This window comes from Nocardia sp. NBC_01377, assembly GCF_045040005.1.
Classification (GTDB): domain Bacteria; phylum Actinomycetota; class Actinomycetes; order Mycobacteriales; family Mycobacteriaceae; genus Nocardia; species Nocardia noduli.
Genome location: NZ_CP109566.1, coordinates 6312474 through 6335061, shown reverse-complemented (window position 1 = coordinate 6335061; position 22588 = coordinate 6312474). Strand labels below are relative to the sequence as shown.

Below are 22588 nucleotides of genomic sequence, written 5' to 3'. Positions count from 1 at the left end.
CTTCGAGGAATTGCCGACCGCTATCGACCGCCGACTTCGTCGCCCAGAATGTGCGCGTACGGGTCCTGGTCGGCGCCGACACGTTCGGGCATCGGATAGTAGGTCTTGATCAGCAGATCACCCGCGGCGTCCCACGCGAAGGTTTCGATGCTGTGGACCGTGACGATGTCCTCGCCGGTGCCGAATCGGTTCTCACACACCCACGCCATCTCGTCACCGTTGACCTGAACGGTCAGCATGGTGATCCGCAGCAGCTGCTGAAACAGATCCCACCCGTATGTGGTGGCACCCTCCGGATTCCGAACCGGACGTGGCAGCATCAATGGCATGTCGATTGCTGCCACATACATCGATCACGTCCGGCTGACGGTGTCCGATATCGAGCGGTCTCGGAAATTCTACGATCTTGTTTTCGGGTGGCCGGTGTACCTGGAGGTGCCCGCCGTCGCCGACGACGCTACCCGCGAGAAGCTCTCGTTCCTGTTCGGTGGAGTCCTCTACCGGGTGAACGACACCCAATTGCTGGGGTTGCGGCCGGTAGCCGAAGACGGTTTTCACGAGGACCGTTGCGGGCTGGATCATTTGGCGTTCACCCTGCCGGATCGCGCTGCTCTCGAGGCGGCGGTCGCGCTGCTCGATGAACACGGCATCGAACACGAACCGATCAAGGAACTCGGGGTCATGGCGATTCTGGAATTCCGCGACCCCGACAATATCGCTCTGGAACTGGTCGTACACGCCTGACTATTCGGCGCCGCGATTGGTGAAATCGAAGGATCCGCCGTCGATGCCCCAGGAGATGACCCGTTCGGGATGAATGCGAATGACCGCGCGTTCCTGGTGCGGGAAGGGTGGCTCCTCGTCGTCGAGTGCCTCGGCCGTGCCGCGTACCTCGATTCCGCGAATCACATACGGCTCCAGGGAAACCTGTTGGTCGATGACGAACGACACTCGGCTGCCCGCCTCGACATTGCGGAATTTTCGGCTGGCGCGCATCCGCATGCCGCCGATATCGATCGAGCCGTCGGCGTTCACGCGATAGCCGGTCGGGTTGTTCTGCACGACGCCGTCTGGTGACACCGTGGCCAGTCGACCGATTCCGGCCTCCGCGAGGAATCGTTGTTCATTGATGGTGAAGGTCATGTCGGATACTCCTCGGTGAATTCGATATCAGGTGTGCCCCGGCGGTCGGCCGGGAGTTGTCGGGGTGCCGGTGGCGAACTCGTCGCGCGGCTCAGGTCTCGCGTGCTCCGTGATCAGAACAGGATCAGCGCGGTGCACAGTCCGGCGATGGCGACGAATTGCAGGGTGACCCGGTACTTCAGAATGCTGTCCCACTTGTCCTGTAGCGCGCGGGCATCGGCCGGAATGATGCCGCTCAGCGCCGCGGCGGTCTGCTGGGAATTGATCGGCTTGGCGACGCGGACGTAGAAGGCCAGCCAGGTCAGCAGTGCCGCCACCGTGATCCCGGCCGCGACGGCGGCACCGATCTGCCCGGCAACCAGCGCGATCAGCAGCGTGAGCACCGCGGCGGTCACGCCGCCCGCGCCGACGATCGGCATACGCCTGTCGCCGTAGTAGTGGCCCCATCCCGCGCTGATGGTCACGGTCGCGTCATCGAGTTCGTGGTTCACGGATCGGGTGATCACGGCTCCGCAGACGTCGGTGCCGTAGACGACGGCATTGGCGAGAACGGCGACGACGGCGATGATCTGGCCGGTGACAACGAGCATTTCGGCTCCCCCTTCCTGAAATCTAGCATCGCTAGAAACTGGAGCAACGGTAACATCTGCCCGCTAGCTTGTCTAGCGTTGCTAGATTCCGGGTCGCCGATCGGGACGGGCCGGTCGAAGACGTGATGGCGAGCCGCTGCCACGTCGGCTACGGTCTCGGACCCAGGAGCGTTGCCGGCATTCCGAGGGGGGATCGTGCTGCAAGCCGATATTGATCAGATCAATGCGCTGGCCGGCACTTTGGATGCGGTCGCGGCGAACGTCGATGCCATCGACGTTCGGACACGCGCGAAGTCCGTGGCAGGTGGTCTCGCGGGGACGCCGTTGGGGGCCGCGTGCGAACTGGCGACCGAATACACCGAAGGAGCGTGGCTGCGCACGAGCGGGCGGGTCACGGCGGTGGCGTCCGCGATGCGCATTGCCGCCGACGACCTCGCGGTCACCGACGCGGAATTCGGGCGGCGGCTCGATGAATTCGACTACCGCGCGCCGGAGTGTCGCTGATGAGCGACTGGGCGTTGACCAGGCCCAATGTCGTCTCCTGGGATCCTGCCGTACTCACCGGACTCGCCGACCACGTGGACGAGGCGAACGGTCGATACGCCGACGAACTGCGGCGGATGACGCGATGGGTCGCGGACGCCCATACCTCCTGGGCCGGTGCGGCATACGATGCCGCCTCCGACCGGGTGGACGAGGATTACCGGCAGGCGTCGAAGATCAACGCGGAGGTCATCGATCTGGCGACGGTGCTGCGCCAGGCGGGGCTGCGGCTGACCGGCGAACGCGCCAATCTGATCGGCAAGGTCGAGACGGCCGAGAACATCACCCCGATCGCGGAGGAAACGTATCGGGTGCAGGACGATTGGACCCTCCGGGTGGGGTTCGCCGACAACGCCCCGGCCGACAAGCGCGCGGAGATCACCGGGAACGCGCGGGCCTACCAGGGGCTGATCGACAAGGCCTTCTTCGAATTACGTGACGCGGCGCGGTCGGCGGACCGGTTGATCCGCGCGGCGGCGCAGCAGGTTCGCGACGCCGGTGACGCGGTCGGGGAGGCGCTGGATCGGCCGGTGATCGTGGGGACCGAGGATCCCCGTGTCGACCGGGCGGTGTCGGCGCCGCCCGACAACGCGACGGTCGCGCAGAACGCGGCGTGGTGGGACAGCCTGACCGACACAGAACGCAAGGATGTCGTCGCCCGCCATCCCGAGTGGATCGGCAACCCTGACGGAATCCCGGCCGCGGCCAGGCACGAGGCGAACGTCGCGGTCCTCGCCACCGAAAGACAGCGGCTCCAGCAGCGGCTGGAGAAGTTGAACACCGATATCGACAACCATCCGACCGGTGGGTGGTTCACCAACGAGGATGCCGAACGCGATCTGGTGAAGGAGAAGTTGGCTTCGCTGGACGAGGTCGACAAACTTCTGGAAGCCAACCCGGAGCAGGGGCGGCTGCTGGTGCTCGACACATCGGGCGAGCGGGTGAAAGCGGCGTTCTCCATCGGCGATCCGGATACCGCCGCGCACATCTCCGTCGCTGTTCCGGGGAAGGACACGACCGTCGATCGGTCGTTGTCCGGCATGGTCGGCGAGGCCAGGGGGCTACAGATGGAGGCGGAGAAGGCGCTGCGGTCCCGGGGCGACGGCTCGAAGGTGGCGGCCATCGCGTGGATCGGTTACGAACCTCCCGATGCCGGAGGGGACACGCCTTGGGACTCCGGCAAGAGTCTGGACAACTGGGTCGAAGGCACGCTCGGGTCGGCGGGCGAGGACCGGATGCGAGCAGGCGCACCGAAATTGGCGAGTTTTCTGGAGGGGCTGGATACCGCGTCTACTACCCCGGACCCGCATATCACCACGCTCGGGCACTCCTACGGTTCGTCCACCACCGCGCTCGCCCTCCAGCAGTTGCAGGCGCAGGGCAAGTCGGTGGTCGATGACGCGGTGTTCCTCGGTTCTCCCGGGATCTTCGCCGACGACGCCACCGATCTCGGGTTGCGACCGGGGCACGCCTATCTCGCCGAGGCGGATGACGACCCCGTTGCCGACCTCGGAAGGTTCGGCGGTGACCCCTCGTTCGGTGATTTCGACAACCTGTCCACGAAGGACGGGGTCGGCTATGACGGGCAACAGCGCAGCGGCGTCACCGGGCACAGCCGATATCCGCACCGGGTCACGATCACCGCGTACAACTTCGCGATGTTCGCCGCGGGCCATCCGGAGATGGCAGTGCGATGACGATCCGCGCGGTCCTCGGCGCTGGTCTGGTCGGTGTGTCTCTCGTATTGACCGGAACCGCGTGTGACCCGACCGGAAAGGACGAGATGCAGGAGCACTACCTGGCGCAGCTGGAGGAGCGGCTCCGCAACTGGCCGAGTCTGGAAGATACCGCTCGGCAGATCGCCGACGCCGTCGACGAGATCGCGCGGGCGATCACCGCCCGGGTCCCCGCCTTGCGATTCGAGCTCAGTGACGAAGCGACGCAGGGCAGTTGCCGCGGTGACTTCCATCGCAACCGGATCGGAGTGTCAATCGGGAAGTCGGGAGGCTCGTCGCTCCCGGGCCGGTCCCCGATGATGTCTGGCCCGACGTGCTCGCCGATACACGCCGTATCGCGGCATCGTATGGCGTCACACAGATGGAGATCCGTGTCGACAAGCCCGGCTACCACAACGTCCGCTTCTACGATGACACCTGGAACGAGATCACCCTCGGTCATGTGGAAGCGACAGTGATCGGGGGAATCACCGGCTGCCGGTTGAAGTCGAGCACCGAACCGAACCCGCCCGTCACCCCGAGCGGCAGATGAGACCACCGCCGACGCACCGGATTCGTCCTGACCACATGCACCGGCCCAGCTCGTCGCGACGAGCTGGGCCGGCACAGTTCAACTACGCGATGGAGCTACGAGCCCGCGCTCAGGGTGGTGAGTAGCGCGGTAATCAACGCGACGAGTGCGTCCATGCTGATTCTCCTATCGCATCGCGGTGAGAACTTCCCCACCATCGCCACCAGTTTGGCGATACCTGAAACGCTAACCGGAACTATTTTGGAGGAAAAGAATTCTCCTGGCTTCGTTACCAACCATTTATCTTGAATGGGTCCCGTCGTCACGGGAGGAATCGATTGAAAACCAGCCACTCGCTGGCGTTTCAGCGGTTCGCGAGAGCCCTGGAGGTCGCACTCGTGTGGGGCGAGAAAAATCGATCTACCTGCATGTATGTCAGTGGACTCGGCGCTGGATCCGGGCTGATGGATGTTAACGTCGCCTGCGTGAACTTCTGGTCGGTTATGCGGGACGCTTAGCAAACTGCTCGTCGTATTTCCCTGTTTTCTTCCATGTGGTCAGTTGAACGACTGGAGGAATGGGTGGAGGGCAGGTTTTAAATAATCAAATGATGTTTAGGTTCGCGCTCCCGGGTAACCTCATTCGAGAGACACACTCGAGGGATCCGACCGGTCCAAGCGGGAAGGAGGGAATTCGGATGATTGTCGAATTTATCAACTCGCTGCTGGAAGCCATTCGGGCGATTGTGGGTATTTGATGCAATTCGCGCCGACGAGATATCCGCCCCCGGTCCGTGACCGCGGGGCGGATATCGGCTTCACGGCATCGTCGCCCCCGGTCGTGTCGGCTCGAACCGCAACCTTGGTGGTGATCTGCCCACCCTTGGTGCGTCGCCCCCAGCACTCGGGGACCTGATATCGGAGGTGGATGCGATGGACAGTAGAGCTGTCCCCGCAACACAGACCGGAGTATCCGATGTCGATCACCAGCACTTTCACCGCCTCGGCGGAACGTCGTGCCACGGTCTCGACCCGAGACGGCGTCGAGCTCGCGGTTCGCGAATACGGCCCGCGTGACGCCGAGTCGACCGTCGTCCTCCTGCACGGCCACTGCCTGCGCGCCGAATCCTGGACCTACGTCCGGGACGAGCTGACGCGGCGGTACGTCGGCGCCAGGGTCGTCTGCTACGACCATCGCGGTCACGGCGACTCCGCCACCGCGGCGCAGGGGACCTACAACCTCGACCAGCTCGGGCAGGACCTGCGTGACGTTCTCGACGCGGTCGCCCCGACCGGCCCGGTCGTACTGATCGGCCATTCGATGGGCGGGATGACCGCGCTGACCTACGCGGCCCAGAACCCGCACGAGATCGGCACCCGCGTCGTCGGTGTCGCGCTCATCGCCACCGCCGCCAGCGGACTGGCCGACGCGGGCTTCGGCCGCCTGCTGCGCAACCCCGTCGTGTCCCTGTTCCAGGCCGCCGTCCGGCGCGCGCCCCGCGTCATGCACCATGCCAAGCGAGTGGCGAGCACGGTGTTCGCCCCGATCATCCGCACCGCCGAATTCGGCGACCGCACCGTCAGCCCCCGGGTGCTCGCGCTGGCCAACGCGATGCACAACGAGACCCCCATCGTGACGATGGCGAGCTTCCTGAGCGCGTTCATGACCTACGACCGCACCGACGCGCTGGCCGCGCTGTCGCGGATTCCCACGCTGGTGCTGTGCGGCTCGGCCGATCTGATGACACCGCCGTCGCATTCGGTCGCGATGGCCGCCGCCGTCGACTACGCGGATCTGGTCATCCTCGAAGGCGCGGGTCATTCGGTCATCCTCGAGCAGCCGACCGGTGTCGCCGAGGCCATGGCCCGCCTGATGACGCGGGTGAGCGGTGCGGGTGAGACGCTCGATTCCGGCTTCGCCCTCGCCGCGTAACGTTCAGCCGAGCAGTGGCGGGGCCACCGTGCCGTGTCCGGTCGCGGCGGCCGGGATCCGTTCCAGAACCCCACCGGCGAAGACGTCGTAGAGCGGCAGTGATTCCAGGTGGACGTATCCGATATGGCAATCGCAGACCGCGAGCGGACAGCCGCGTGGCGCGGCCGCGCGGGAGAAGGATCCGTCGTAGAGGTTGCCGAGCGGTTCCGGCACGAAATGGCAGCGGCGCACGGTGCCCTCGCCGTCGACCGAGATCACCGAGGAGCCGGTCCTGCACGGTAATCCGGCGGAACGGTGCGGGTGACGGCTGAACGGGAACAGCGGGTCCAGGGCGGTCCAGTCGTCGGCTTCGGCATCGGTGTAGGTGTGGCCCTCGGCGGCGTTGACCCACAGGTAGACGTGGTCGGGCAGATCGGCGCGCAGCCGCCGCGCGTGCGACGAATGTTCCGGCAGCCCGACGATGCCGACACTGAAACGCACACCGGCGTTCGCCAGCCGGACGGTTTTGTCGAGGAAGCGCGCATACGGGGTCTGGCCGGGATGGTAGGTGCACCACAGGGCGACGGTGTCGCGATCGGCGTCGGCGAGCCATTCGGTGCGGCAGCTGAGATTGGTCTGGATGGCGACCCGCTCGACATGCGGATGGTGCGACAGTTCGACCATCGCCCGGCGATACCAGGAGCGGACCAGCCCCTCACCCCACGGCGTGAACAGGATCGAGAGCCGGTGCTCGGTCGCGGTACCCGCCCACCGCGTGAAACGTGCCAGTGCGGCGCGATCGGCGCGCAACTGCTCGGTCGAATCGCGCCGCTTGGCGAAGGGGCAGTACGGGCAGTCGTAATCGCACGACGACAGTGGCCCTCGGTAGAGAATCGTCAGGTCCACGGGCCGGTCACCGGTGCTCGTAGGCGGCCATGGCCGCGAGGACGGCGGGGGAGAAGAATTCCGGGCCGATGGCGTCGGAGTAGGCGAGACCGCGCGGCGACAGGCGCAGTCGGTCCGATCCCGCGTCGGCGAGCCAGCCGCGCTCGGCGAGCGACTCGAGTTCGGGGGCGAAGCCGTCGCCGGGATCGCGGCCGAAGAGCCCGCGGTACTCCGCGACGGAGAACCCGTCGGCTTGCAGCAGCGATTGCAGCAGGTACCGGCGTTCGGCCTCGTCACCGTCGATGACCCGGCCGTAGGCGGCGCCGGTGAAATCGGTGGTGGTCGTGTAGGTGTCGATGATGGCCCGGACCTCACGCGGGGCGACGGCGTAATCGAACGAGTAGTGCACGCCGGAGGTGTAGGAGCGGGCTCCGCAGCCCAGACCGATCATGCCGTCGGTCTGGCAGGCGTAGTCGTCGGGGCCCTGCGGTGGCGCGTCGAGTCGGCGGAACATCCGCATGGAGACCTGGGTGTAACCCTCGGCGAGCAGGTGATCGCGGCCCTGCTCGTAGCGGCGCAGTCGTTCCTCGTCCCAATCGTGTTCGGCCGCGACGGAGTCGACGTTCCTGCCGAGGCCGGTCAGCGGACGGACGTAGAGCGGGTAGAGGTAGATCTCCTCCGGTCGCCACGCGAGCGCGGCGTCGAGCGAGAGCCGCCAGCTGGCCGCCGTCTGGCCGTCGATGCCGTAGATCAGGTCGATGTTGAGCACCGGTATGTCGGTGTCGCGGATCCGGCCCAGTGCCGCTTCGACATCGGCGCGGCGCTGCGGGCGCACGGCGGCGCGGGCCTCCTCATCGATGAAACTCTGCACGCCCAGGCTCAGGCGGGTGGTCCCGCGCTCGGCCAGGACGCCGAGCCGGTCGGCGGTCGCCGTGCTCGGTGAGGCCTCGACCGACAGCGGGATCGCGCGCAGGTCCGCGCCCATCACCTGCTCGGCGATATCGCACAGCCTGGACAGTTCACCGGCCTCGAGGAAGGTCGGCGTGCCGCCGCCGAACGCGGCATTGGCGAAACGCACGGGCTGGGTGTCGCCGAGGGCCGCGCGCACGGTCTCGGCCTGACGCGTCAGCGCGTCGAGGTAGCGGCCGGTGAGTCCGTCGGGTGCGCCGACCCGGGTGAACAGATTGCAGAATCCGCAGCGGACCTCGCAGAAGGGGATGTGCAGGTACAGCGAGAGCGCGCCGGTGGATTCGCCCGACCACAGGTCGGCGATGGCCGGTCGAGGCGTGAGGGGACGGTAGGCGGTTTTGTGCGGATACGCGTAGACGTAGTTCTGGTACGGCCGAGGTAGCGCGACGGTGTCGATCATGCGGGAGGCTCCAGGAAGAAGTGGCCGTAGGGGACTGTCCACACCGATTCGTGGCCGAGCCGGTGTCCGGTGTAGCCGTCGTCCCCGTAGGCGGTGCCGTGGTCGGAACAGACGATGGCGAAACATCGCCGCCGCGAACGCATCACGTCGAACAGGCGTCCCACGTGACGGTCGATGTATTCCAGCGCTGCCGCGTGGGTGGCCCGGCTGTCACCCGCCTCGCGGGTAGCGCCCGGCAGGTGGAACCAGTTGGGCTGATGCAAAGCGGAGGCATTGACGAAGAGAAACAGCCGCTGGTCCTCGGGCAGCGCGGACACGATCTGTTCGGCACAGGCCACCTGCGCTTCGAACGAGGTCGGTGAGGCGACGGAAAACTCCTTCTCCCAATGGCTTTCGGTGAACAGGCCGGGCAGGACGCTGCCGAGCGCGCCCTGTTTGTTGAAGAAGCCGACACCGCCGACACATGCCGTGTGGTACCCGCGCGCGGCGAACGCGGTCACCAGATCGGGTTCGTCGAAGACGAAGGTTCCGTCCGCCGTCGTCTCGCTTCCCGCGAAACGCGCCGCGAACAGGCGCGGATGCGGGCCGGGCGCGGCCGGGGTCGGCAGGAATCCGGCGAATATCGCGTGGTGGGAGGCGTAGGTGAAACTGCCGGGGGCATGGCGTCGTTGCCACTGCCCGCCGGGCAGGTGTGCGGCCAGATTGGGCAGACGGCCGGCGGCGGCCGCTTCGACCGCGATGTCGTAGCGCAGGGTGTCGAGGGTGAGCAGCAATACGTCGTCGCGGCCGATCACCTCGGTCATATCGGGGCCGGTCATGAAGCGCACCCGGCCATGGATCGCGACGACACGGTCGGCGACGCGACGGGATGACGGTCGCGGGCCGCGCGGATCTGCGCGGTGTAGGTGTCGAGTCCGGCGGCGGGTCCGTCGGGCAGACCGGTGAGTCGCGGCAGCAGATCGCCGAAGGCATTGACCTCGCCGACGACGAATCGCCGCCAGCCGATCACGGGAAGCAGATCCACACCGACGCACAGCGTTCCGGGGAAACAGGCGGCGGCGCGTTCGCAGATCGCCATCGCTTCGGCCCAATGCTCACCCGCCGCGGCGCGCACCGCGTCCACGTCACCGCGACTCCCCCCGAGATGCAGGTTGGTCATCGGCGCCCGACTGGTCCGGACGACGACGTGGGTCGCGCGGCCCGCGATCACCACCACGCGCAGATCGGTCGATCGGTTGTCCTGCGAGGCCTTCGGAATCCAGCGCTCGACGTGCAGACCGTCCGGTGCGAGCCGGTCGACGATCGTGGCGATATCGCGTTCGTCGGTGTAACGCCGTATCCGCAGCGAGTTGTGGAGTGTGCCGTCGGAGGTGATCTCGACCGATGTCGTCGCCCGGATCCGGCCCGCGCGCGTCGATTCGACCGCGAGCACGCCCGAGGCCGACGACCCGTGCGCGAGTTTGACGAACACGCGCGCCATCTCCGCCTCGCGCATGCGCTCGCGGATCTCCGACCAGTCGCCGACCGGTGCGGCCGTGCCCGAGGTGAGCGCGGGCGGCACCGGAACGCCCGCCCGAGCGAGCCGTTCGTGGCACAGGCGCTTGTCGAACAGCACGGCGATATCGTCCGGATCGTCGAGCCTGACGCCGCCGCGCAGCGAACGCACCGCCTCGAGGAAGCGGACGTACCAGCGTGCCGAACCCTCGACCCGGGTCGGATCCGGCACGCCGCGCAGTACCCGATCCACCTCGGCGTTCTCGCCGGGCGAGTCGAGTCGCACGATCTCGTCGGCGGCGAATTCGTGACCGCCCTCGCGCAGTACGTCACGCCATTCGAGGACGCGGGGTTTCGCCGAACCCGCCGTGACAGCGGCTTCGGCGAACATGCCGACCCTGCGGTTCTCGCCGTTGCCGACGATCACCCAGCGCGGTGCGGGCCCGCGAACCTCAGTCATGGCGCGTCACCCCGCGGAGGTGCGGTAGCGCCAGGACACAACCGACTCCGCACGGACTCGCGAGGGCGCATAACGACCCTCGTCACTCGCCGACGGCGACGAAACGCCACACGGTGCCGTCTTCCTCGTCGTCCTGCTCGGCGTCGTCGGAGTCCAGACTCAGTGCCACGCCCGCGGGTTCCAGCGCGGCACGCACCCGCTCGCGCATGGCGTCGGTCAGGTAGTTGTAGTGCATATCCAGGGATTTCAGATGGCTCAGCGGCTGACCGGCGAGCAGTGCCGCCGCGCCGTCGTCGGACAGCACGCCCATCGAGACGTCGAGCGACTCGAGCCGGGCGACCACCGGCGCGGCCGAGAGCGCGGTGGCGATCTCGTCCTGGATCTCGCTGTTGCGCAACGCCAGGTGCGTCAATTTCGGCAGCCGGGTGCCCGTGAGAATCGGGGCCAGATCTTCCACGGCGGCATCGCCGCCGTATTCCGAGGTCCCCAGCCACAGATCGAGGTGGGTGAGTTCGGGGAAATCGCTCGCGCCGATACCGCGCACGGCCTCGGCGGGCAGACCGCCGCTCTCGAACGTCAATTTCCGCAGCCGCTCGTGGCGCGTCGCCGGAAATTCCAGATCCTGACCACCGCGCACCCCGAATTCCTCGAGTTCGGCGAAGGTTTCCAGCAGCGGGGTGATACGGCACTGTTTGATCCAGGAGATCTCGTTCTCCTCCATCACGATGTCGGCGAGAAACAGCGACCGCAACGCGGGGAAGCGATCCTTCGCGGCGATCAACGCCTCGATCACCGATTCCGGCCCGTTGTCGTAGGACTCGGTCCACTGGCCGACGATCAGGGCTTTGACCTGGGTGGTGTCGACGGCGTCGAGGAACCGGGTGAAACATTCCTCCCAGGTTTCCTTGGAACCCCACGACGACACCCCGACGCGCCAGGCCACCGAGCGGGCGGCGGGCAGGTTCTTCTTGCCCGCCTTCTCGTCGCCTTTCTTTTTTCCGTCCTTCTTCTTCCCGTCTTTTTTCTTCTTCTCCGGCTCGGGGAAAGCGAAGGCAGGCAACCCGCCGAACTCCTTCATGTGGTCGCCGATGCTCATATGTCGCCCAGTCCCTTTCGGCCGTTCTCGTGATCTATCCCGTGGTTTCTACCAAGCCGCACCGACAACGGCAGCGCCGGGCGTGAATCACGGCGCGGATTTCACGGTCGATCCGCGAATCGGCCCGCCTCATTCGCCGACGGCGACGAAACGTCGCAGGTCGCCGTCCTCTTCGGTGCCGTCCTCCCAGGCGGTGCCCGCGTCCGACCTCAGCTCCACATCGGCCGGTTCCAGAACTTCCCGCAAACGTGTGCGCATCGCGTCGGTCAGGTAGTTGTGCCGCATATCCAGGGATTTCAGGTGACCGAGCGGTTGGCCGGTGAGCAGCGCGGCGGCGCCGTCGTCGGTGAGCACGCCCATCGAGAGATCGAGGGAATCCAGCCGTGCGACGACCGGTGCGGCGGCCAACGCGCCGCAGATCTCGTCCTGGATATCGCTGTTGCGCAGCGCGAGATGTCTCAGGTTCGGCAGTCGCTCGCCGGTCATGATCGGTGCCAGATCGTCGATGACCACGTCCGCGCCGTAGTACTCGGTGCCGAGCCAGACTTCCAGATGGGTCAGCGCGGGCAGGTCGGCCGCCGCGATCGCGCGCACCACCTCGGCGGACAGCCCGCCCGTCTGCACCGTCAGGCTGCGCAGCCGCTCGTGCCGCTCGACGGGAATCTCCAGGTTGATGGCACCGCGCACGCCGAATTCCTCGAGTCCGGGGAAGGCTTCGAACAGTGGGGCCACCGACCCCTGCCTGATCCAGGAGATCTCGTTCTCCTCGGAGGTGATGTCGCCCAAAAAGACCGAACGCAGCGCCGGTAGCCGATCACGCGCCGCCACCAGCGCTTCGATCACCGATTCCGAACCCTTGTCGTAGTCGTCCTCGCCCATCCAGGTGCCGATGACCAGCGCACTGACAGCGGTGGTGTCGACCTCGTCGAGGAACCGTTCGAAATACTGTTCCCAGGATTTACCGGCTTCCCAGGACACTTCCACGCGCCACGCCACCGACTCCGGTGCGGGCAGCGGACCGGATCTCGGCTCGTCCTCGTCGAGTGGACAAGCGAAGACCGGCAGTCCGGCGAACTCTTCCATGTGGCCGCCTACGCGCATCGCGCGACCTCCCCTTCTGTCTGGTACTCGCGGTCGATATGCGTTTTCTACCAAACGATCCCGACGTTTTTCCGATGGGGACGAAGTTGTCGGTGCGGCGCGCTAACGTCTCGGCACGGCTCGGATCTCGGGCCGCGACGGGAGGAAAATCATGTATCGGCAGGGTGATGTTCTGATCATGCCGTTGAACGAGAGCGCGGTACCGGATTCGGCCGCCCACGCGCCCTCGGTGGCCAGGGACGCCAGGGGCAGGCTGGTACTCGCGCTGGGGGAGGTCACCGGCCACGCGCACGCGGTTCAAGGGCCCGGCAGGTTGATTCGCGAAGCGGGGGCGACCGGTCCGATGCTGCTGCACCTACCCGAGGGCGGTCGCGTCGTCCACGAGGAACACGCCGCCATCGGATTGCCGAAGGGCTGGTATCGGGTGGTGCGCCAGCGTGAGTACGTGCCCGGTTCGGTCCGCATCGTCGCGGACTGAGAACACACGAGAAGACATCGAAAGATATTCGGGAAGTGCGGAATTGAGCGAGTTCGTGACGAAGCGGGATGAGTGGCGGTCGGTGGCGTCGGCGACGGGCCCCGGCGATCGGAAAGTGACCGAGGACGCGGTGCGCGCGGCCTACCGGCAGGCCGGGCTCCCCGAGCCCGAGCGCATCGCCTGGGTGCGGTCGCCGTTGGAGGCGGTGCGGATGTTGCGGACCGACGGCGCGCTGGGTGAGACGGGTGCCTGCGTGCGCGAGGCCGTGCGCAACGGTCCGTGGGCGGCCGAGCGCGCGCGTTCGCACGCCGAACTCGGCCCGATCGGATTCGGCGAGCACTGGCAGGCGACAGGTGCGGATCTCTGGGAGTTGACCAGTACGGTCGTCGACCGCATCCGGACCGGTGTCATCGAGGAGGTGGCGTCGAAGCCCAAGAAGCGGAACAAGATTCGGCTGCTGCTGCTCGACGCCGCGCTGGGGCAGTTCGACGCCGCGTGGCTGTCCGCGTTCGGCACCGAACCCGGACAACCGCTCGCCGCGCTCGCCACCATCGCCCGCGAGGCCGGTCTGTGGTGGCCCTACGAGAAGGTCGCGCTGATCAGCGAACGTCCCACCGAACTGCACCGCGACGAAGCCGGACGGCTGGACCGCGGCGACGGGCCCGCCCTCGCCTACGCCGACGGATTCGCGTTGTACGCGTGGCGCGGTATGCCGGTGCCCGCCGAATTCCTCGACGGATTGAGCGGTTTGACCGCCGAGAAGATCCGCGAGGAGGAGAACGCCGAACTGCGCCGGGTGATGCTGGAGTACTACGGCTACGACCGCTACCTGGACGAATCGGGCGCCAAGCCGATCCACAAGGACGAGACCGGCGTGCTGTGGCGTATCGAACTCGACGGTGACGAGGATGTCGCGATGGTCGAGGTCGTCAACTCCACCCCCGAACCCGACGGCACCAATCGCACCTACTGGCTGCGGGTTCCGCCGGACACGGAAACCGCGCGCGAGGGCGTCGCCTGGACCTTCGGCGTCAGCGCGGAGGACTACGAACCGCTGAAGCAGACCTGAGCGGTTCGGGGCCCGGCGTCAGCCGAGGACGCCACCGAACAGGCCACCGCTCTGGCCCGCCTGCTGACCGCCGCCGGTGCCGCCGATGAAACCGCCCGGCGGCAGTTCGGACGGCTGGACGATCACGAATCCGCGACCGGAGAACGACAGCGAAATGCCCTCTCCGGTGCTGCGGCCCATGAGACGGCCGAGGCCGAAGGAGTCGTTGCGTTTGATCCCGGTCTGCAAACTCGACGACCAGGCCACGGCGGCCTGCGGATCGGCGTAGGTCGGCTGGTCGACATTCAGTACCACCGGGGTGCCGTGGGTGGTGATGGCGATCCGGCCGCGTCCGGTGAACACGCAGTTGAAAAGGCCCGCGTTACTGGCGTATCCGGCCGCGCCCTGCACGCGTTTGACGTCGTAGCGCAGGCTCGAATCGAAGGCGAGGACATTCGCGCCGTTGATGGTGAGCCCGTCGCTGCCGTCCAGATCGATGGTGTGCACGTCGGAGGCATTGCTGGCGACGAACAGGTCACCGCGTCCGGTGACCTTCATCAACGGCACGCCCTCGCCGGTGAGCCGCTGCTGGATCGCGCGGCCGATACCGCCGGAGCCGAGCGCCTGGAAGTTGAGATCGCCCTGGTAGGCGACCATCGATCCGGCGCGCGCCATGGTCTCGCCGTTGACGGCGACCTTGATCATCTTGCCGCCCTGCTTCTGGATACCGACGCCGGTGGCCTCGGCGAAGCTCGGGTTGAACAGATCGCTCTGCATCGGCAGTGCTCCTTGCTGCGGTGCTGACATCGGGGGCGGCGCGGCGGGCGTCGGGTAGCCCGACGCCGGAGGGTGGGGACCGGCCGGAGGAGGTGAATAGGGCTGCGCCACAGGTGGATACGGCGGCGGCTGCTGCGGTGGTTGTGAGTAGGCGGGCTGCGGCGCCGCGGGGGCGGCGGGTGCGGGTTCGGCATCGATATCCACCCCGAAGGCCGTCGCGATACCGGCGAGCCCGTTGTCGTAGCCCTGGCCCACCGCGCGCACCTTCCACGCGCCCGCGCGACGGTAGATCTCCACGCACACCACGGCGGTCTCGGTGCTCAGCCCCGTCATCGGGAAGGTCAGCGTGCCCGCGTCCGATCCGATGGTGGCGAGCAGGGAATTCGCGCCCGCGAAGGTGCGGGGACCGCTTCCGTCCAGACTCGCGGTGATGACGACGCGCTCCACGTCGGCGGGCAGCGCGCTGGTCCGCACGTCGATGACATCCCCCGCGCCCTGGCCGTGCCGGTAGGTGACCCCGGGCCCGGTGGGTTGGTTGAAGAAGACGAAATCGGCGTCGGAGCGCACCTTCCCGTTCGACCCGAGCAGCAGGGCCGAGACATCGACAGGCGCCGAGCAGTTGACGGTGATCGTCAGCCGCTCGGCGGGCGCGGGACGGTTCTCGCCCCGGGCCAGCGCGGTCATCGCGCGGCCCGTTTCACGGTAGGTCCGAATGACACGCGGCTCACGGCCTCAAGTGTGTCCCGACTTCGGCTCGCGCGCCACCGTTCCCGGTGGTTCGGCGCGTATGACTCGGCCGCTCGCACCGCGCGGGCGGTGGCGTGCGGCGCCCCGTCACATCCGCTCCGGCGCGGCGATGCCGAGTAGTCCGAGTCCCTGTTCGAGGGTGCGCGCGGTGAGGGCGCACAGCGCGAGCCGGTTGCCCCGCACCGGTTCCGGCGAGGTCAGGACCGGGCATTGGTCGTAGAAGGCGGTGAAGGCGCGGGCGAGGTCGTAGAGGTACCCGCACAGCCGGTGCGGTTCGAGTGTCGCGCCGACGTCGGCCAGAACCGTGGCGTAGCCGTCCAGTTCGAGGGCGAGTGACCGTTCGGCGGGCTCCGGGCAGACGGTGGGATCGACCTCGTGCCGCTCGTTCGCCGCCTTGCGCAGGATGGAGCGGATGCGGGCGTGGGCGTACTGGAGATAGACGGCGGTATTGCCGTTCAGCGCGACCATCCGGGCCGGGTCGAAGGTGTAATCCTTGATCCGTGAGGTGGACAGGTCGGCGTATTTGACCGCGCCGATCCCGGCTTGTTCGGCGATCCGGCGCACCGTCGTCGCGGGCAGGTCGGGATTCTTGCCCGTGACGATCGCCTCGGCGTGCGTGACCGCGTCGTCGAGCAGGTCGAGCAGCCGGACGGTACCGCCCGCCCGCGTTTTGAACGGCCGCCCATCCGGGCCGAGCACCGTGCCGTAGGCGATATGTTCGGCCTCGATATCGTCGGTGAGCCAGCTCGCCCGGCGCGCGGCCTCGAAGATCAGCCGGAAGTGCAGTGCCTGCCGCGAATCGGTCACGTAGAGCAACCGCTGCGCGCCGAGTTCGTCGATCCGTTGCCGCAGCGCGGCGAGATCGGTGGTGTCGTAGCCGTATCCGCCGTCGCTCTTGCGCACCATGAGCGGCACCGGCCGATCGTCGGGGCCGAGGACCTCCTCGGACAGGATGACGAGCGCGCCCTCGCTGTCCACCGCGATACCGGCCGCGACCAGGGCTTCGACGGTGTCGGGGAGTACCGGGGCGTAACTGGATTCGCCGACCGAGTCCTGCGGGGTGAGCAGCACGCCGAGCCGTGCGTAGACCACGGCGAAGGCCCGTTCGGATTCGGCGACGATCTCCCGCCACCGCTCCCGCGTCTCGGCGTCACCGGATTGCAGCGCGACGACCCGTGCGCGGGCGCGTTCGGCGAACGCGGCGTCGGCGTCGAACTCCGCCCGTGCCCTCTTGTAGAGGCCGTCCAACGCCGACACCGACTCGGCGTCGCCCGACACCTCGCCGTGGCGCCACCGCGCGTCGGGATGTTCGGTGAGGTACTGGATGAGCATCCCGAATTGGGTTCCCCAGTCCCCGAGGTGATTGCGCCGGATCACCGTCGCGCCGAGGAAGTCGAGCACCCGGACCAGACAGTCGCCGATGATCGTGGTCCGCAGGTGGCCGACGTGCATCTCCTTGGCGATATTCGGCCTGGAATAGTCGACGACCGTGCGCCGCCGGTCTTCCGACGCGGCGACGCCGAGGCGAGGGTCATCCAGTCGCGCGGTGATCTGTCCCCACACGGCACGGTCGGTGACCGAGAGATTCAGGAAGCCCGGTCCCGACGCCGTCGCACCCGACAGCGGTTCCGTCGCCCCGAGTTCGGTCGCCAGCGCGGCGGCGATATCGGGTGAGCTCAGCCCGGTCCGCCGGGTCAGCGCCATCGCGGCGCCGGACTGGAAATCGGCAAGCGTGGAACGTCGCACCATCGCGTCGGCGTCGGGCACATCGGGCCGCAGACGGCCGATCGCGGCGGTGACGGCGCTGCTCACCCGGTCGTTGAGCGATAGAACCCCGGACTGGTCCACGACTGGTCCCTCCTCGGTCGGAGCGGCCAGTATTCCAGTCGGGTGCGAGCCGGAGCCAGCGAATTCCGGTCCGTCAGACCGGGGTGATCGGCAGGCGCAGGGCGGCGGGGGCAGCCACCGGCACCACCGGATTCTTCGGGGCGACGGGTGCGACGCGGCGATACGGCGTACCGAGCGTCGGGCGCGGATCCTCCTCACCCTTGTTGGGCCACAGCGACATCGCCCGCTCGGACTGGGCGGTGATGGTGAGCGACGGATTGACGCCGAGATTGGCCGAGATGGTCGAACCGTCCACGACATGCAGCCCTTCGTATCCGTAGAGCCGCTGATAGGGATCGACCACACCGGTGACCGGTGAATCGCCGATCGGGCAACCGCCGATGAAATGTCCGGTGATCGGAATGTTCACCATCTCTGTCCAGCTGCCCTGCGGGATACCGTCGATCTTCTCGGCGACCCGGCGGGTGACCTCGTTGCCGACCGGGATCCAGGCGGGCGGTGGCGTGCCGTTGCCGTGTCTGGTGGTCATGCGCCTGCCGAAGAGGCCGCGTTTGTTGTAGGTGACGATCGAATTGTCGATGTTCTGCATGACGAGCAGGCCGATCATCCGCTCGGACCAGTACGAGGGATTGTGCAACGTCGTCAGATCGCGTCGCTGCCGCCATAATTCGCGCGCGCCGAGCACCCAGCGCCGTTTGCCCTCCTGTCCGTCGACCAGCACGGTGGTGAGCAGTCCCATGAAATTGCTGCCCTTGCCGTAGCGGACCGGTTCGACGTGGGTGTGCGGGTCGGGATGGATCGACGACGTGATCGCGACGCCCCTGGTGAAATCGGAATCCTTACCGCGCGCCCGTGCCGCGAGTACGGCCTCGGAATTGGTGCGCGACAGTTCGCCGAGCCGGTCGGAGATATTCGGCAGGTGCCCGCGATCCTTGAGATTGTGCAGCAGTTGTTGGGTGCCGAGCGCGGCGGCCGAGAACACCACCTGGTCGGCGGTGAAGGTGGTGCGCTGTTTGCGGATCCAGCGTCCGGTGCGGACGGTGTCGACGGCGTATCCCCCCTGCGGCCGCGGCCGCACGGTGACCGCGGTGGTCAGCGGATGGACGGTGGCGCCCGCCTGTTCGGCCAGGTAGAGGTAATTCTTCACCAGCGTGTTCTTGGCCCCGTGACGGCAACCGGTCATACATTCCCCGCAGTGGGTGCAGGTGGAACGCCGCGGTCCGGCGCCGCCGAAATAGGGGTCGGCGACCGATTCGCCCGGCCGCGCGTCCTTGTCGGCGAACAGCACACCGACCGGGGTGCGCCGGTAGGTGTCGGCGATGCCCATATCCTTCGCGACCTCGAGCAGTACCCGATCCGACGGGGTGGTCGCCGGATTGGTCGTCACGCCGAGCATGCGGGTGGCCTGGTCGTAATGCGAGGCGAGTTCGTCACGCCAGTCGGTGATGTGGGCCCACTGCTTGTCCTGGTAGAAGGTCTCCGGCGGTTCGTACAGGGTATTGGCGTAGACCAGCGAGCCGCCGCCGACGCCGGTGCCGCTCATGACGAAGGTGTCCTTGAGCAGGGTCAGCCGCTGGATGCCGAAACATCCGAGTCTGGGCGCCCAGAGATATTCACGCAGGTGCCAGGAATTCTTGGCGAATTCGTGGTCGGCGTAGCGACGGCCGGTTTCCAGCACGCCGACCCGGTAGCCCTTCTCGGTGAGGCGCAGCGCCGTGACGCTGCCGCCGAACCCGGAACCGATCACCAGCACGTCGTAGTGGTGGGACTTGCCGCTCATAACCGTCCTTTGCCGAAGTGTCGGGTGCCCACTGTTCCCGAGATCCGGTGCCGTACGAGAGAGAACCGGGGACATCCGATCCACATTTCCGGCCAGATCGGCGGCGGATCACTACCCGGCACCAGGTAGAAATGCGGATGCCCGGCCGTGCGGGCGCTGTCACCATGGGGAGATGGGGAGCGTTCTGATGACAGGTGACCTGCACGGCAATACCGGCCACGCGCTGGCGCTGTTGCGCGTCGCGCTGCGCCAGGAATGCGACCGGCTCTTCGTGCTCGGGGATTTCGGGGCGTGGGAACACATCGCGGCGGGCCGTCGCTATTTCGACGTGGTGAACCGGGCCGCGCGCAAATGCCGCGTGCAGGTGTATTTCCTCGACGGCAATCACGACAAATCCTCCCTGCTGCACGGGATGTACGGCGCCGAACCGGACGACGAGGGCTTCCTGGTGTGCCGCAAGAACATCCGCTACGCGCCGCGCGGATTGCGCTGGACCTGGGAAGGCACCCGGTTCGCCGCGTTCGGCGGCGCCTACTCCGTCGACAAGCAGTGGCGGCTCGCGCACGAGGCCTCGCAGGAGCGCACGGCCCGACGCCGCAGGCAGTTCGGCTCCGCGCGGCATCCGGTCACCGCGGAGACGCTGTGGTTCCCGGAGGAGGAGATGACCGACGACGAATGCGATGCCCTGCTCGCGGACGACACTCCGGTCGATGTCCTGCTCACCCATGACAAGCCGCGCGGCTCCGATCCGGACTGGAACCGCAAGAACCTGCCGGAATGCCTGCCGAATCAGGATCGGATCCAGCGCGTGGTGCGCACGTTGCGCCCCGACCTGCTGCTGCACGGCCATCTGCACTACCGCTATACCGACAGCGTCGACCGCGGCGACGGCGCGACGACGCGGGTCGAAGGTCTCGGCGCCGATCCCGCGGGCTCCGCGTTGCCCGACTACCGCAGCGCCGATTCCTGGCTGGTGTTGCCGCTGCCGTACGCGGCGGAGTCGGCGGCCCGCGACCTGGCGGTCTGATTCGGCACCACCTCGGTTGTTTTTGCCGCGCGCTGTTTCTCGCCGATCGGTTTGCGACCGCCGTGACGGGAAACTCGGCGCGTAGCAGAGTTCGGGCGTCCGGCCCGAATCGCACAGCCGAGGTCGTGACGCCATGAAAACCGAAGGGACGTGGGAGATACCCCCGCTCGACGACGCACCCGATATCGCGCGCCCGGAGGTGACCGGAACCGGGGCGATCCTCGCCGATCCCCGGCACTGGCCCGGAATCGGTGTCGCCGGCACCGGACTCGCCTTCGCGGTGCTGGCCGCGGTGCTCGTCACGGCGGGCTACCCGGGCCTGGCGATCGTCGGCGCCGTCATCGCGGGAGCGGCATTGATCGGTGGGGTGGCGCTTCTGGTCCTGGAGCGTCGACGCCGCACCGATCAGGGTGATGCCGGGATCGTGCCCCGACTCGGCCTCGGCGGGAATCAGTAGGCGCGGCAGGTGTCGCGCGCGACGTTCTTGGTGGCGTTGAACTTGTCGATGGCCACGTTGAGCGTCGTGATGTCCACCCGCTGTTCCAGGGCGCCGGCCAGGGCATTGGTGTCGTCGCGGTAGGCCCGCAACTTCTCGGCGACGTCGGGCAGCACCTCCCGTGTCACCGCGCGGTCGACGTTCTGCGCGTTGCCGCGCAACGCGGTGACCGCGCCGGTGGCCTTGGCGTCGGTGTCGGGTGCGCTGCTGTTGCTGGCGTCGATGTAGGCGTTGAAGCTGCTGACCGAACTCTCGTTCGCGGAGAAGAAGCTGTCGCAGGCCGCCTCGGTCGCCGTTTGCGCGGCGGCGGCGCGGGAGGAGGAGGCCGAGATGGAGGAGGCCGTCATATCGGACCGGTAGGCGGCCAGATCGGTCTGGTTCACCTCGGCGGTTCCGGTCATCAACGTGGAGCACGCACCCAGGAAGAGGATGCCGATTACGGCGGCGGCAGCTGCGGCGGTAAGGCCCGCTCGTTCCAGTTGTCGCATGTCGGTGTCGCCTCTCTCCCCTCGGGGTGTCCGGTTCCGCGAGGGTTGCGTATCGTACCGGACCACTCGACGGTACTTGTTCCACCGGGTGCACGTCAGCTGTGCGTGCCCAGATCGAGACCATCGATTTTCCGGGGGCGGATACCGATCCCGGCGGGGGTACCGCCCGCGTGCCGGAGAAGGATGAAAGCGACGATTCCGGTACGAGCGCGCGCGGGGGCGGGCTATCGCGTGGCGATATCGATGACGAGCCGGGTCGGGTTGGCGAGTGTGCTGACCGAGAACCCGGGTCTGGCTGCGTTCACGCCGATGAACGACTGTGTGGTGCCCTCGAAGACGACGGTCCGGTACACCCCGGCGATTCCGGGAGTGCCCGGGTCGGTCGCCGGATCCGGGCCCTCGTAGGGGGTCACGCCGCTGTCGAACGGATAGGCCGAACCGGTGATCTGTACTTCCAGGATCGACCGGCCCGCGACGTCGATCTGATTTCCGCTCCCGTCCTGCACGGCGCGATCGGTGTACTGCACGATCCATCCCGGACTGCCCGTGCCGCCGAGGTCGTAGACCACGCGATCGAATCCCGGTTGCGCGCCGATGCGGATACCGGTCACGGTGAGACCCGCGCCGGAGGACGGTTCGCCGCGTTCGGGTTGCGCGTCGGCGGGGACGGGCGCCGGTACGTCGGCGAAGGTGCCGGTCGTACCGGCGGTGCTGGACACATTCGACCGGGGCTGGGTGGTGTCGCTGTCGTCACAGCCCGCGAGCAGGGCCGCCGTTACCGCGATCGTCGACACAATCGTGTTACGCATGTGACTGATGTTACTGAGCGAATGCTGCGCGGCGGCGGAAACGGGCCGGACTGTGCCGCATGGATGTTCGCGCGCGGACATCCGGCGGGATCTGGGCCGTGGACGACGAGGTGAAAACCATCGCGCAGAAAGTTTGCTGAAATGATGCTGTAGGCCGGTATTCCCGCGTTTGCGGTGCCGGGACTGGTTGCGCCCGAGGTCGCGAACCCGGGTGTGGCGGGGGTGGGAGACGATCGGATGCCGGGTCTCGC

At 67.4% G+C, this 22588-nt stretch carries 22 protein-coding genes and 2 pseudogenes; 10 read left to right on the top strand and 14 right to left on the bottom strand.

Translation table 11 applies throughout. The annotated features are described in order from the left end of the window. Positions 1-20 precede the first annotated feature (20 nt). Positions 21-329, bottom strand: coding sequence for a hypothetical protein (locus tag OG225_RS29350; RefSeq protein WP_405178200.1), 309 nt, complete (start codon positions 327-329; stop codon positions 21-23). Between OG225_RS29350 and OG225_RS29345 the strand changes: the two genes are divergently transcribed. After that, on the top strand, positions 328-744 hold the full coding sequence (locus OG225_RS29345; protein ID WP_405178199.1) for a VOC family protein: 417 nt from the start codon (positions 328-330) through the stop codon (positions 742-744). The two genes, OG225_RS29350 and OG225_RS29345, sit on opposite strands and share 2 nt — an antisense overlap. Here the strand turns inward: OG225_RS29345 and OG225_RS29340 are convergent, their stop codons facing one another. Together OG225_RS29340 and OG225_RS29335 are read right to left on the bottom strand one after the other, a co-directional pair. Beyond that, the gene (locus OG225_RS29340; protein ID WP_405178198.1) at positions 745-1143 is read right to left on the bottom strand and encodes a PPOX class F420-dependent oxidoreductase; all 399 of its coding nucleotides are present in this window, start codon (positions 1141-1143) and stop codon (positions 745-747) included. It abuts the gene before it with no gap. A gap of 113 nt (positions 1144-1256) precedes the next feature. After that, the gene (locus OG225_RS29335) at positions 1257-1733 is read right to left on the bottom strand and encodes a DUF1772 domain-containing protein (protein WP_405178197.1); all 477 of its coding nucleotides are present in this window, start codon (positions 1731-1733) and stop codon (positions 1257-1259) included. A gap of 195 nt (positions 1734-1928) precedes the next feature. Here OG225_RS29335 and OG225_RS29330 point away from each other — a divergent pair, with 195 nt between their 5' ends. The 5 genes and pseudogenes from OG225_RS29330 to OG225_RS29310 all read left to right on the top strand — a co-directional run bounded on the left by OG225_RS29330 (position 1929) and on the right by OG225_RS29310 (position 6455). Next, complete coding sequence (locus OG225_RS29330) at positions 1929-2237, top strand: hypothetical protein (RefSeq protein ID WP_405178196.1); 309 nt, start codon at positions 1929-1931, stop codon at positions 2235-2237. After that, the gene (locus tag OG225_RS29325; RefSeq protein ID WP_405178195.1) at positions 2237-3973 is read left to right on the top strand and encodes an alpha/beta hydrolase; all 1737 of its coding nucleotides are present in this window, start codon (positions 2237-2239) and stop codon (positions 3971-3973) included. Before OG225_RS29330 ends, OG225_RS29325 begins: the two co-directional genes overlap by 1 nt. Next, positions 3970-4239: pseudogene (locus tag OG225_RS29320) on the top strand (LppA family lipoprotein); the annotation flags it as partial. The gene OG225_RS29325 and the pseudogene OG225_RS29320, both read left to right, overlap by 4 nt. Positions 4240-4286: 47 nt before the next feature. Then, a pseudogene (locus OG225_RS29315) lies at positions 4287-4544 on the top strand (LppA family lipoprotein); the annotation flags it as partial. Positions 4545-5498: 954 nt separating this feature from the next. Further along, a complete protein-coding gene (locus OG225_RS29310) occupies positions 5499-6455 on the top strand; it encodes an alpha/beta fold hydrolase (protein WP_405178194.1) in 957 nt (318 codons plus the stop codon). A gap of 3 nt (positions 6456-6458) precedes the next feature. Here the strand turns inward: OG225_RS29310 and OG225_RS29305 are convergent, their stop codons facing one another. The 6 genes from OG225_RS29305 to OG225_RS29280 all read right to left on the bottom strand — a co-directional run bounded on the left by OG225_RS29305 (position 6459) and on the right by OG225_RS29280 (position 12821). Beyond that, the gene (locus OG225_RS29305; RefSeq protein ID WP_405178193.1) at positions 6459-7340 is read right to left on the bottom strand and encodes an STM4011 family radical SAM protein; all 882 of its coding nucleotides are present in this window, start codon (positions 7338-7340) and stop codon (positions 6459-6461) included. 7 nt (positions 7341-7347) lie between these two features. Next, entirely contained in the window at positions 7348-8688 is a 1341-nt protein-coding gene (locus OG225_RS29300; protein WP_405178192.1) for an STM4012 family radical SAM protein, read from the bottom strand. Then, positions 8685-9506 (bottom strand): STM4013/SEN3800 family hydrolase, encoded by an 822-nt coding sequence (locus tag OG225_RS29295; protein ID WP_405178191.1) that lies wholly within the window; start codon positions 9504-9506, stop codon positions 8685-8687. The genes OG225_RS29300 and OG225_RS29295 overlap by 4 nt, the downstream gene beginning before the upstream one ends. Continuing rightward, positions 9503-10642, bottom strand: coding sequence for an STM4014 family protein (locus OG225_RS29290; RefSeq protein ID WP_405178190.1), 1140 nt, complete (start codon positions 10640-10642; stop codon positions 9503-9505). The genes OG225_RS29295 and OG225_RS29290 overlap by 4 nt, the downstream gene beginning before the upstream one ends. 82 nt (positions 10643-10724) lie before the next feature. Further along, positions 10725-11738 (bottom strand): STM4015 family protein, encoded by a 1014-nt coding sequence (locus OG225_RS29285; protein WP_405178189.1) that lies wholly within the window; start codon positions 11736-11738, stop codon positions 10725-10727. Positions 11739-11867: 129 nt separating this feature from the next. Continuing rightward, positions 11868-12821 carry an STM4015 family protein gene (locus OG225_RS29280; protein ID WP_405178188.1) on the bottom strand — a complete coding sequence of 318 codons (954 nt, stop codon included), beginning with the start codon at positions 12819-12821 and terminating at the stop codon, positions 11868-11870. Between the two features lie 169 nt (positions 12822-12990). On the opposite strand from OG225_RS29280, the gene OG225_RS29275 reads away from it, so the two are divergent. Beyond that, positions 12991-13317, top strand: a complete 327-nt coding sequence (locus OG225_RS29275) for a hypothetical protein (RefSeq protein WP_109527866.1) — start codon at positions 12991-12993, stop codon at positions 13315-13317. A gap of 55 nt (positions 13318-13372) precedes the next feature. Then, positions 13373-14386, top strand: coding sequence for a DUF6745 domain-containing protein (locus OG225_RS29270; RefSeq protein WP_405178187.1), 1014 nt, complete (start codon positions 13373-13375; stop codon positions 14384-14386). Positions 14387-14404: 18 nt separating this feature from the next. On the opposite strand, the gene OG225_RS29265 is transcribed toward OG225_RS29270, so the two are convergent. The 3 genes from OG225_RS29265 to OG225_RS29255 form a co-directional block, all read right to left on the bottom strand. Further along, positions 14405-15826 (bottom strand): AIM24 family protein, encoded by a 1422-nt coding sequence (locus tag OG225_RS29265; RefSeq protein WP_405178186.1) that lies wholly within the window; start codon positions 15824-15826, stop codon positions 14405-14407. Between the two features lie 150 nt (positions 15827-15976). Further along, a complete protein-coding gene (gene argS, locus OG225_RS29260; protein ID WP_405178185.1) occupies positions 15977-17737 on the bottom strand; it encodes an arginine--tRNA ligase in 1761 nt (586 codons plus the stop codon). 73 nt (positions 17738-17810) lie between these two features. After that, positions 17811-19517, bottom strand: a complete 1707-nt coding sequence (locus OG225_RS29255) for a GMC family oxidoreductase N-terminal domain-containing protein (RefSeq protein WP_405178184.1) — start codon at positions 19515-19517, stop codon at positions 17811-17813. 172 nt (positions 19518-19689) lie between these two features. Here OG225_RS29255 and OG225_RS29250 point away from each other — a divergent pair, with 172 nt between their 5' ends. Then, entirely contained in the window at positions 19690-20544 is an 855-nt protein-coding gene (locus tag OG225_RS29250) for a metallophosphoesterase (RefSeq protein WP_405178183.1), read from the top strand. 133 nt (positions 20545-20677) lie between these two features. Further along, entirely contained in the window at positions 20678-21001 is a 324-nt protein-coding gene (locus OG225_RS29245; protein ID WP_405178182.1) for a hypothetical protein, read from the top strand. On the opposite strand, the gene OG225_RS29240 is transcribed toward OG225_RS29245, so the two are convergent. Together OG225_RS29240 and OG225_RS29235 are read right to left on the bottom strand one after the other, a co-directional pair. After that, positions 20995-21528, bottom strand: coding sequence for a hypothetical protein (locus tag OG225_RS29240; RefSeq protein WP_405178181.1), 534 nt, complete (start codon positions 21526-21528; stop codon positions 20995-20997). The genes OG225_RS29245 and OG225_RS29240 overlap by 7 nt on opposite strands. Positions 21529-21752: 224 nt before the next feature. Next, a complete protein-coding gene (locus tag OG225_RS29235) occupies positions 21753-22337 on the bottom strand; it encodes a hypothetical protein (protein ID WP_405178180.1) in 585 nt (194 codons plus the stop codon). Positions 22338-22588: the final 251 nt, after the last annotated feature.

Bases quoted from the DNA above. Each gene is read 5' to 3' on its own strand.
- OG225_RS29345 (WP_405178199.1), top strand. From the start codon at position 328: ATGTCGATTGCTGCCACATACATCGATCACGTCCGGCTGACGGTGTCC.
- OG225_RS29350 (WP_405178200.1), bottom strand. From the start codon at position 329: ATGCCATTGATGCTGCCACGTCCGGTTCGGAATCCGGAGGGTGCCACC.
- OG225_RS29340 (WP_405178198.1), bottom strand. From the start codon at position 1,143: ATGACCTTCACCATCAATGAACAACGATTCCTCGCGGAGGCCGGAATC.
- OG225_RS29335 (WP_405178197.1), bottom strand. From the start codon at position 1,733: ATGCTCGTTGTCACCGGCCAGATCATCGCCGTCGTCGCCGTTCTCGCC.
- OG225_RS29325 (WP_405178195.1), top strand. From the start codon at position 2,237: ATGAGCGACTGGGCGTTGACCAGGCCCAATGTCGTCTCCTGGGATCCT.
- OG225_RS29310 (WP_405178194.1), top strand. From the start codon at position 5,499: ATGTCGATCACCAGCACTTTCACCGCCTCGGCGGAACGTCGTGCCACG.
- OG225_RS29300 (WP_405178192.1), bottom strand. From the start codon at position 8,688: ATGATCGACACCGTCGCGCTACCTCGGCCGTACCAGAACTACGTCTAC.
- OG225_RS29295 (WP_405178191.1), bottom strand. From the start codon at position 9,506: ATGACCGGCCCCGATATGACCGAGGTGATCGGCCGCGACGACGTATTG.
- OG225_RS29290 (WP_405178190.1), bottom strand. From the start codon at position 10,642: ATGACTGAGGTTCGCGGGCCCGCACCGCGCTGGGTGATCGTCGGCAAC.
- OG225_RS29285 (WP_405178189.1), bottom strand. From the start codon at position 11,738: ATGAGCATCGGCGACCACATGAAGGAGTTCGGCGGGTTGCCTGCCTTC.
- OG225_RS29280 (WP_405178188.1), bottom strand. From the start codon at position 12,821: ATGGAAGAGTTCGCCGGACTGCCGGTCTTCGCTTGTCCACTCGACGAG.
- OG225_RS29275 (WP_109527866.1), top strand. From the start codon at position 12,991: ATGTATCGGCAGGGTGATGTTCTGATCATGCCGTTGAACGAGAGCGCG.
- OG225_RS29265 (WP_405178186.1), bottom strand. From the start codon at position 15,826: ATGACCGCGCTGGCCCGGGGCGAGAACCGTCCCGCGCCCGCCGAGCGG.
- OG225_RS29255 (WP_405178184.1), bottom strand. From the start codon at position 19,517: ATGAGCGGCAAGTCCCACCACTACGACGTGCTGGTGATCGGTTCCGGG.
- OG225_RS29250 (WP_405178183.1), top strand. From the start codon at position 19,690: ATGGGGAGCGTTCTGATGACAGGTGACCTGCACGGCAATACCGGCCAC.
- OG225_RS29245 (WP_405178182.1), top strand. From the start codon at position 20,678: ATGAAAACCGAAGGGACGTGGGAGATACCCCCGCTCGACGACGCACCC.
- OG225_RS29240 (WP_405178181.1), bottom strand. From the start codon at position 21,528: ATGCGACAACTGGAACGAGCGGGCCTTACCGCCGCAGCTGCCGCCGCC.
- OG225_RS29235 (WP_405178180.1), bottom strand. From the start codon at position 22,337: ATGCGTAACACGATTGTGTCGACGATCGCGGTAACGGCGGCCCTGCTC.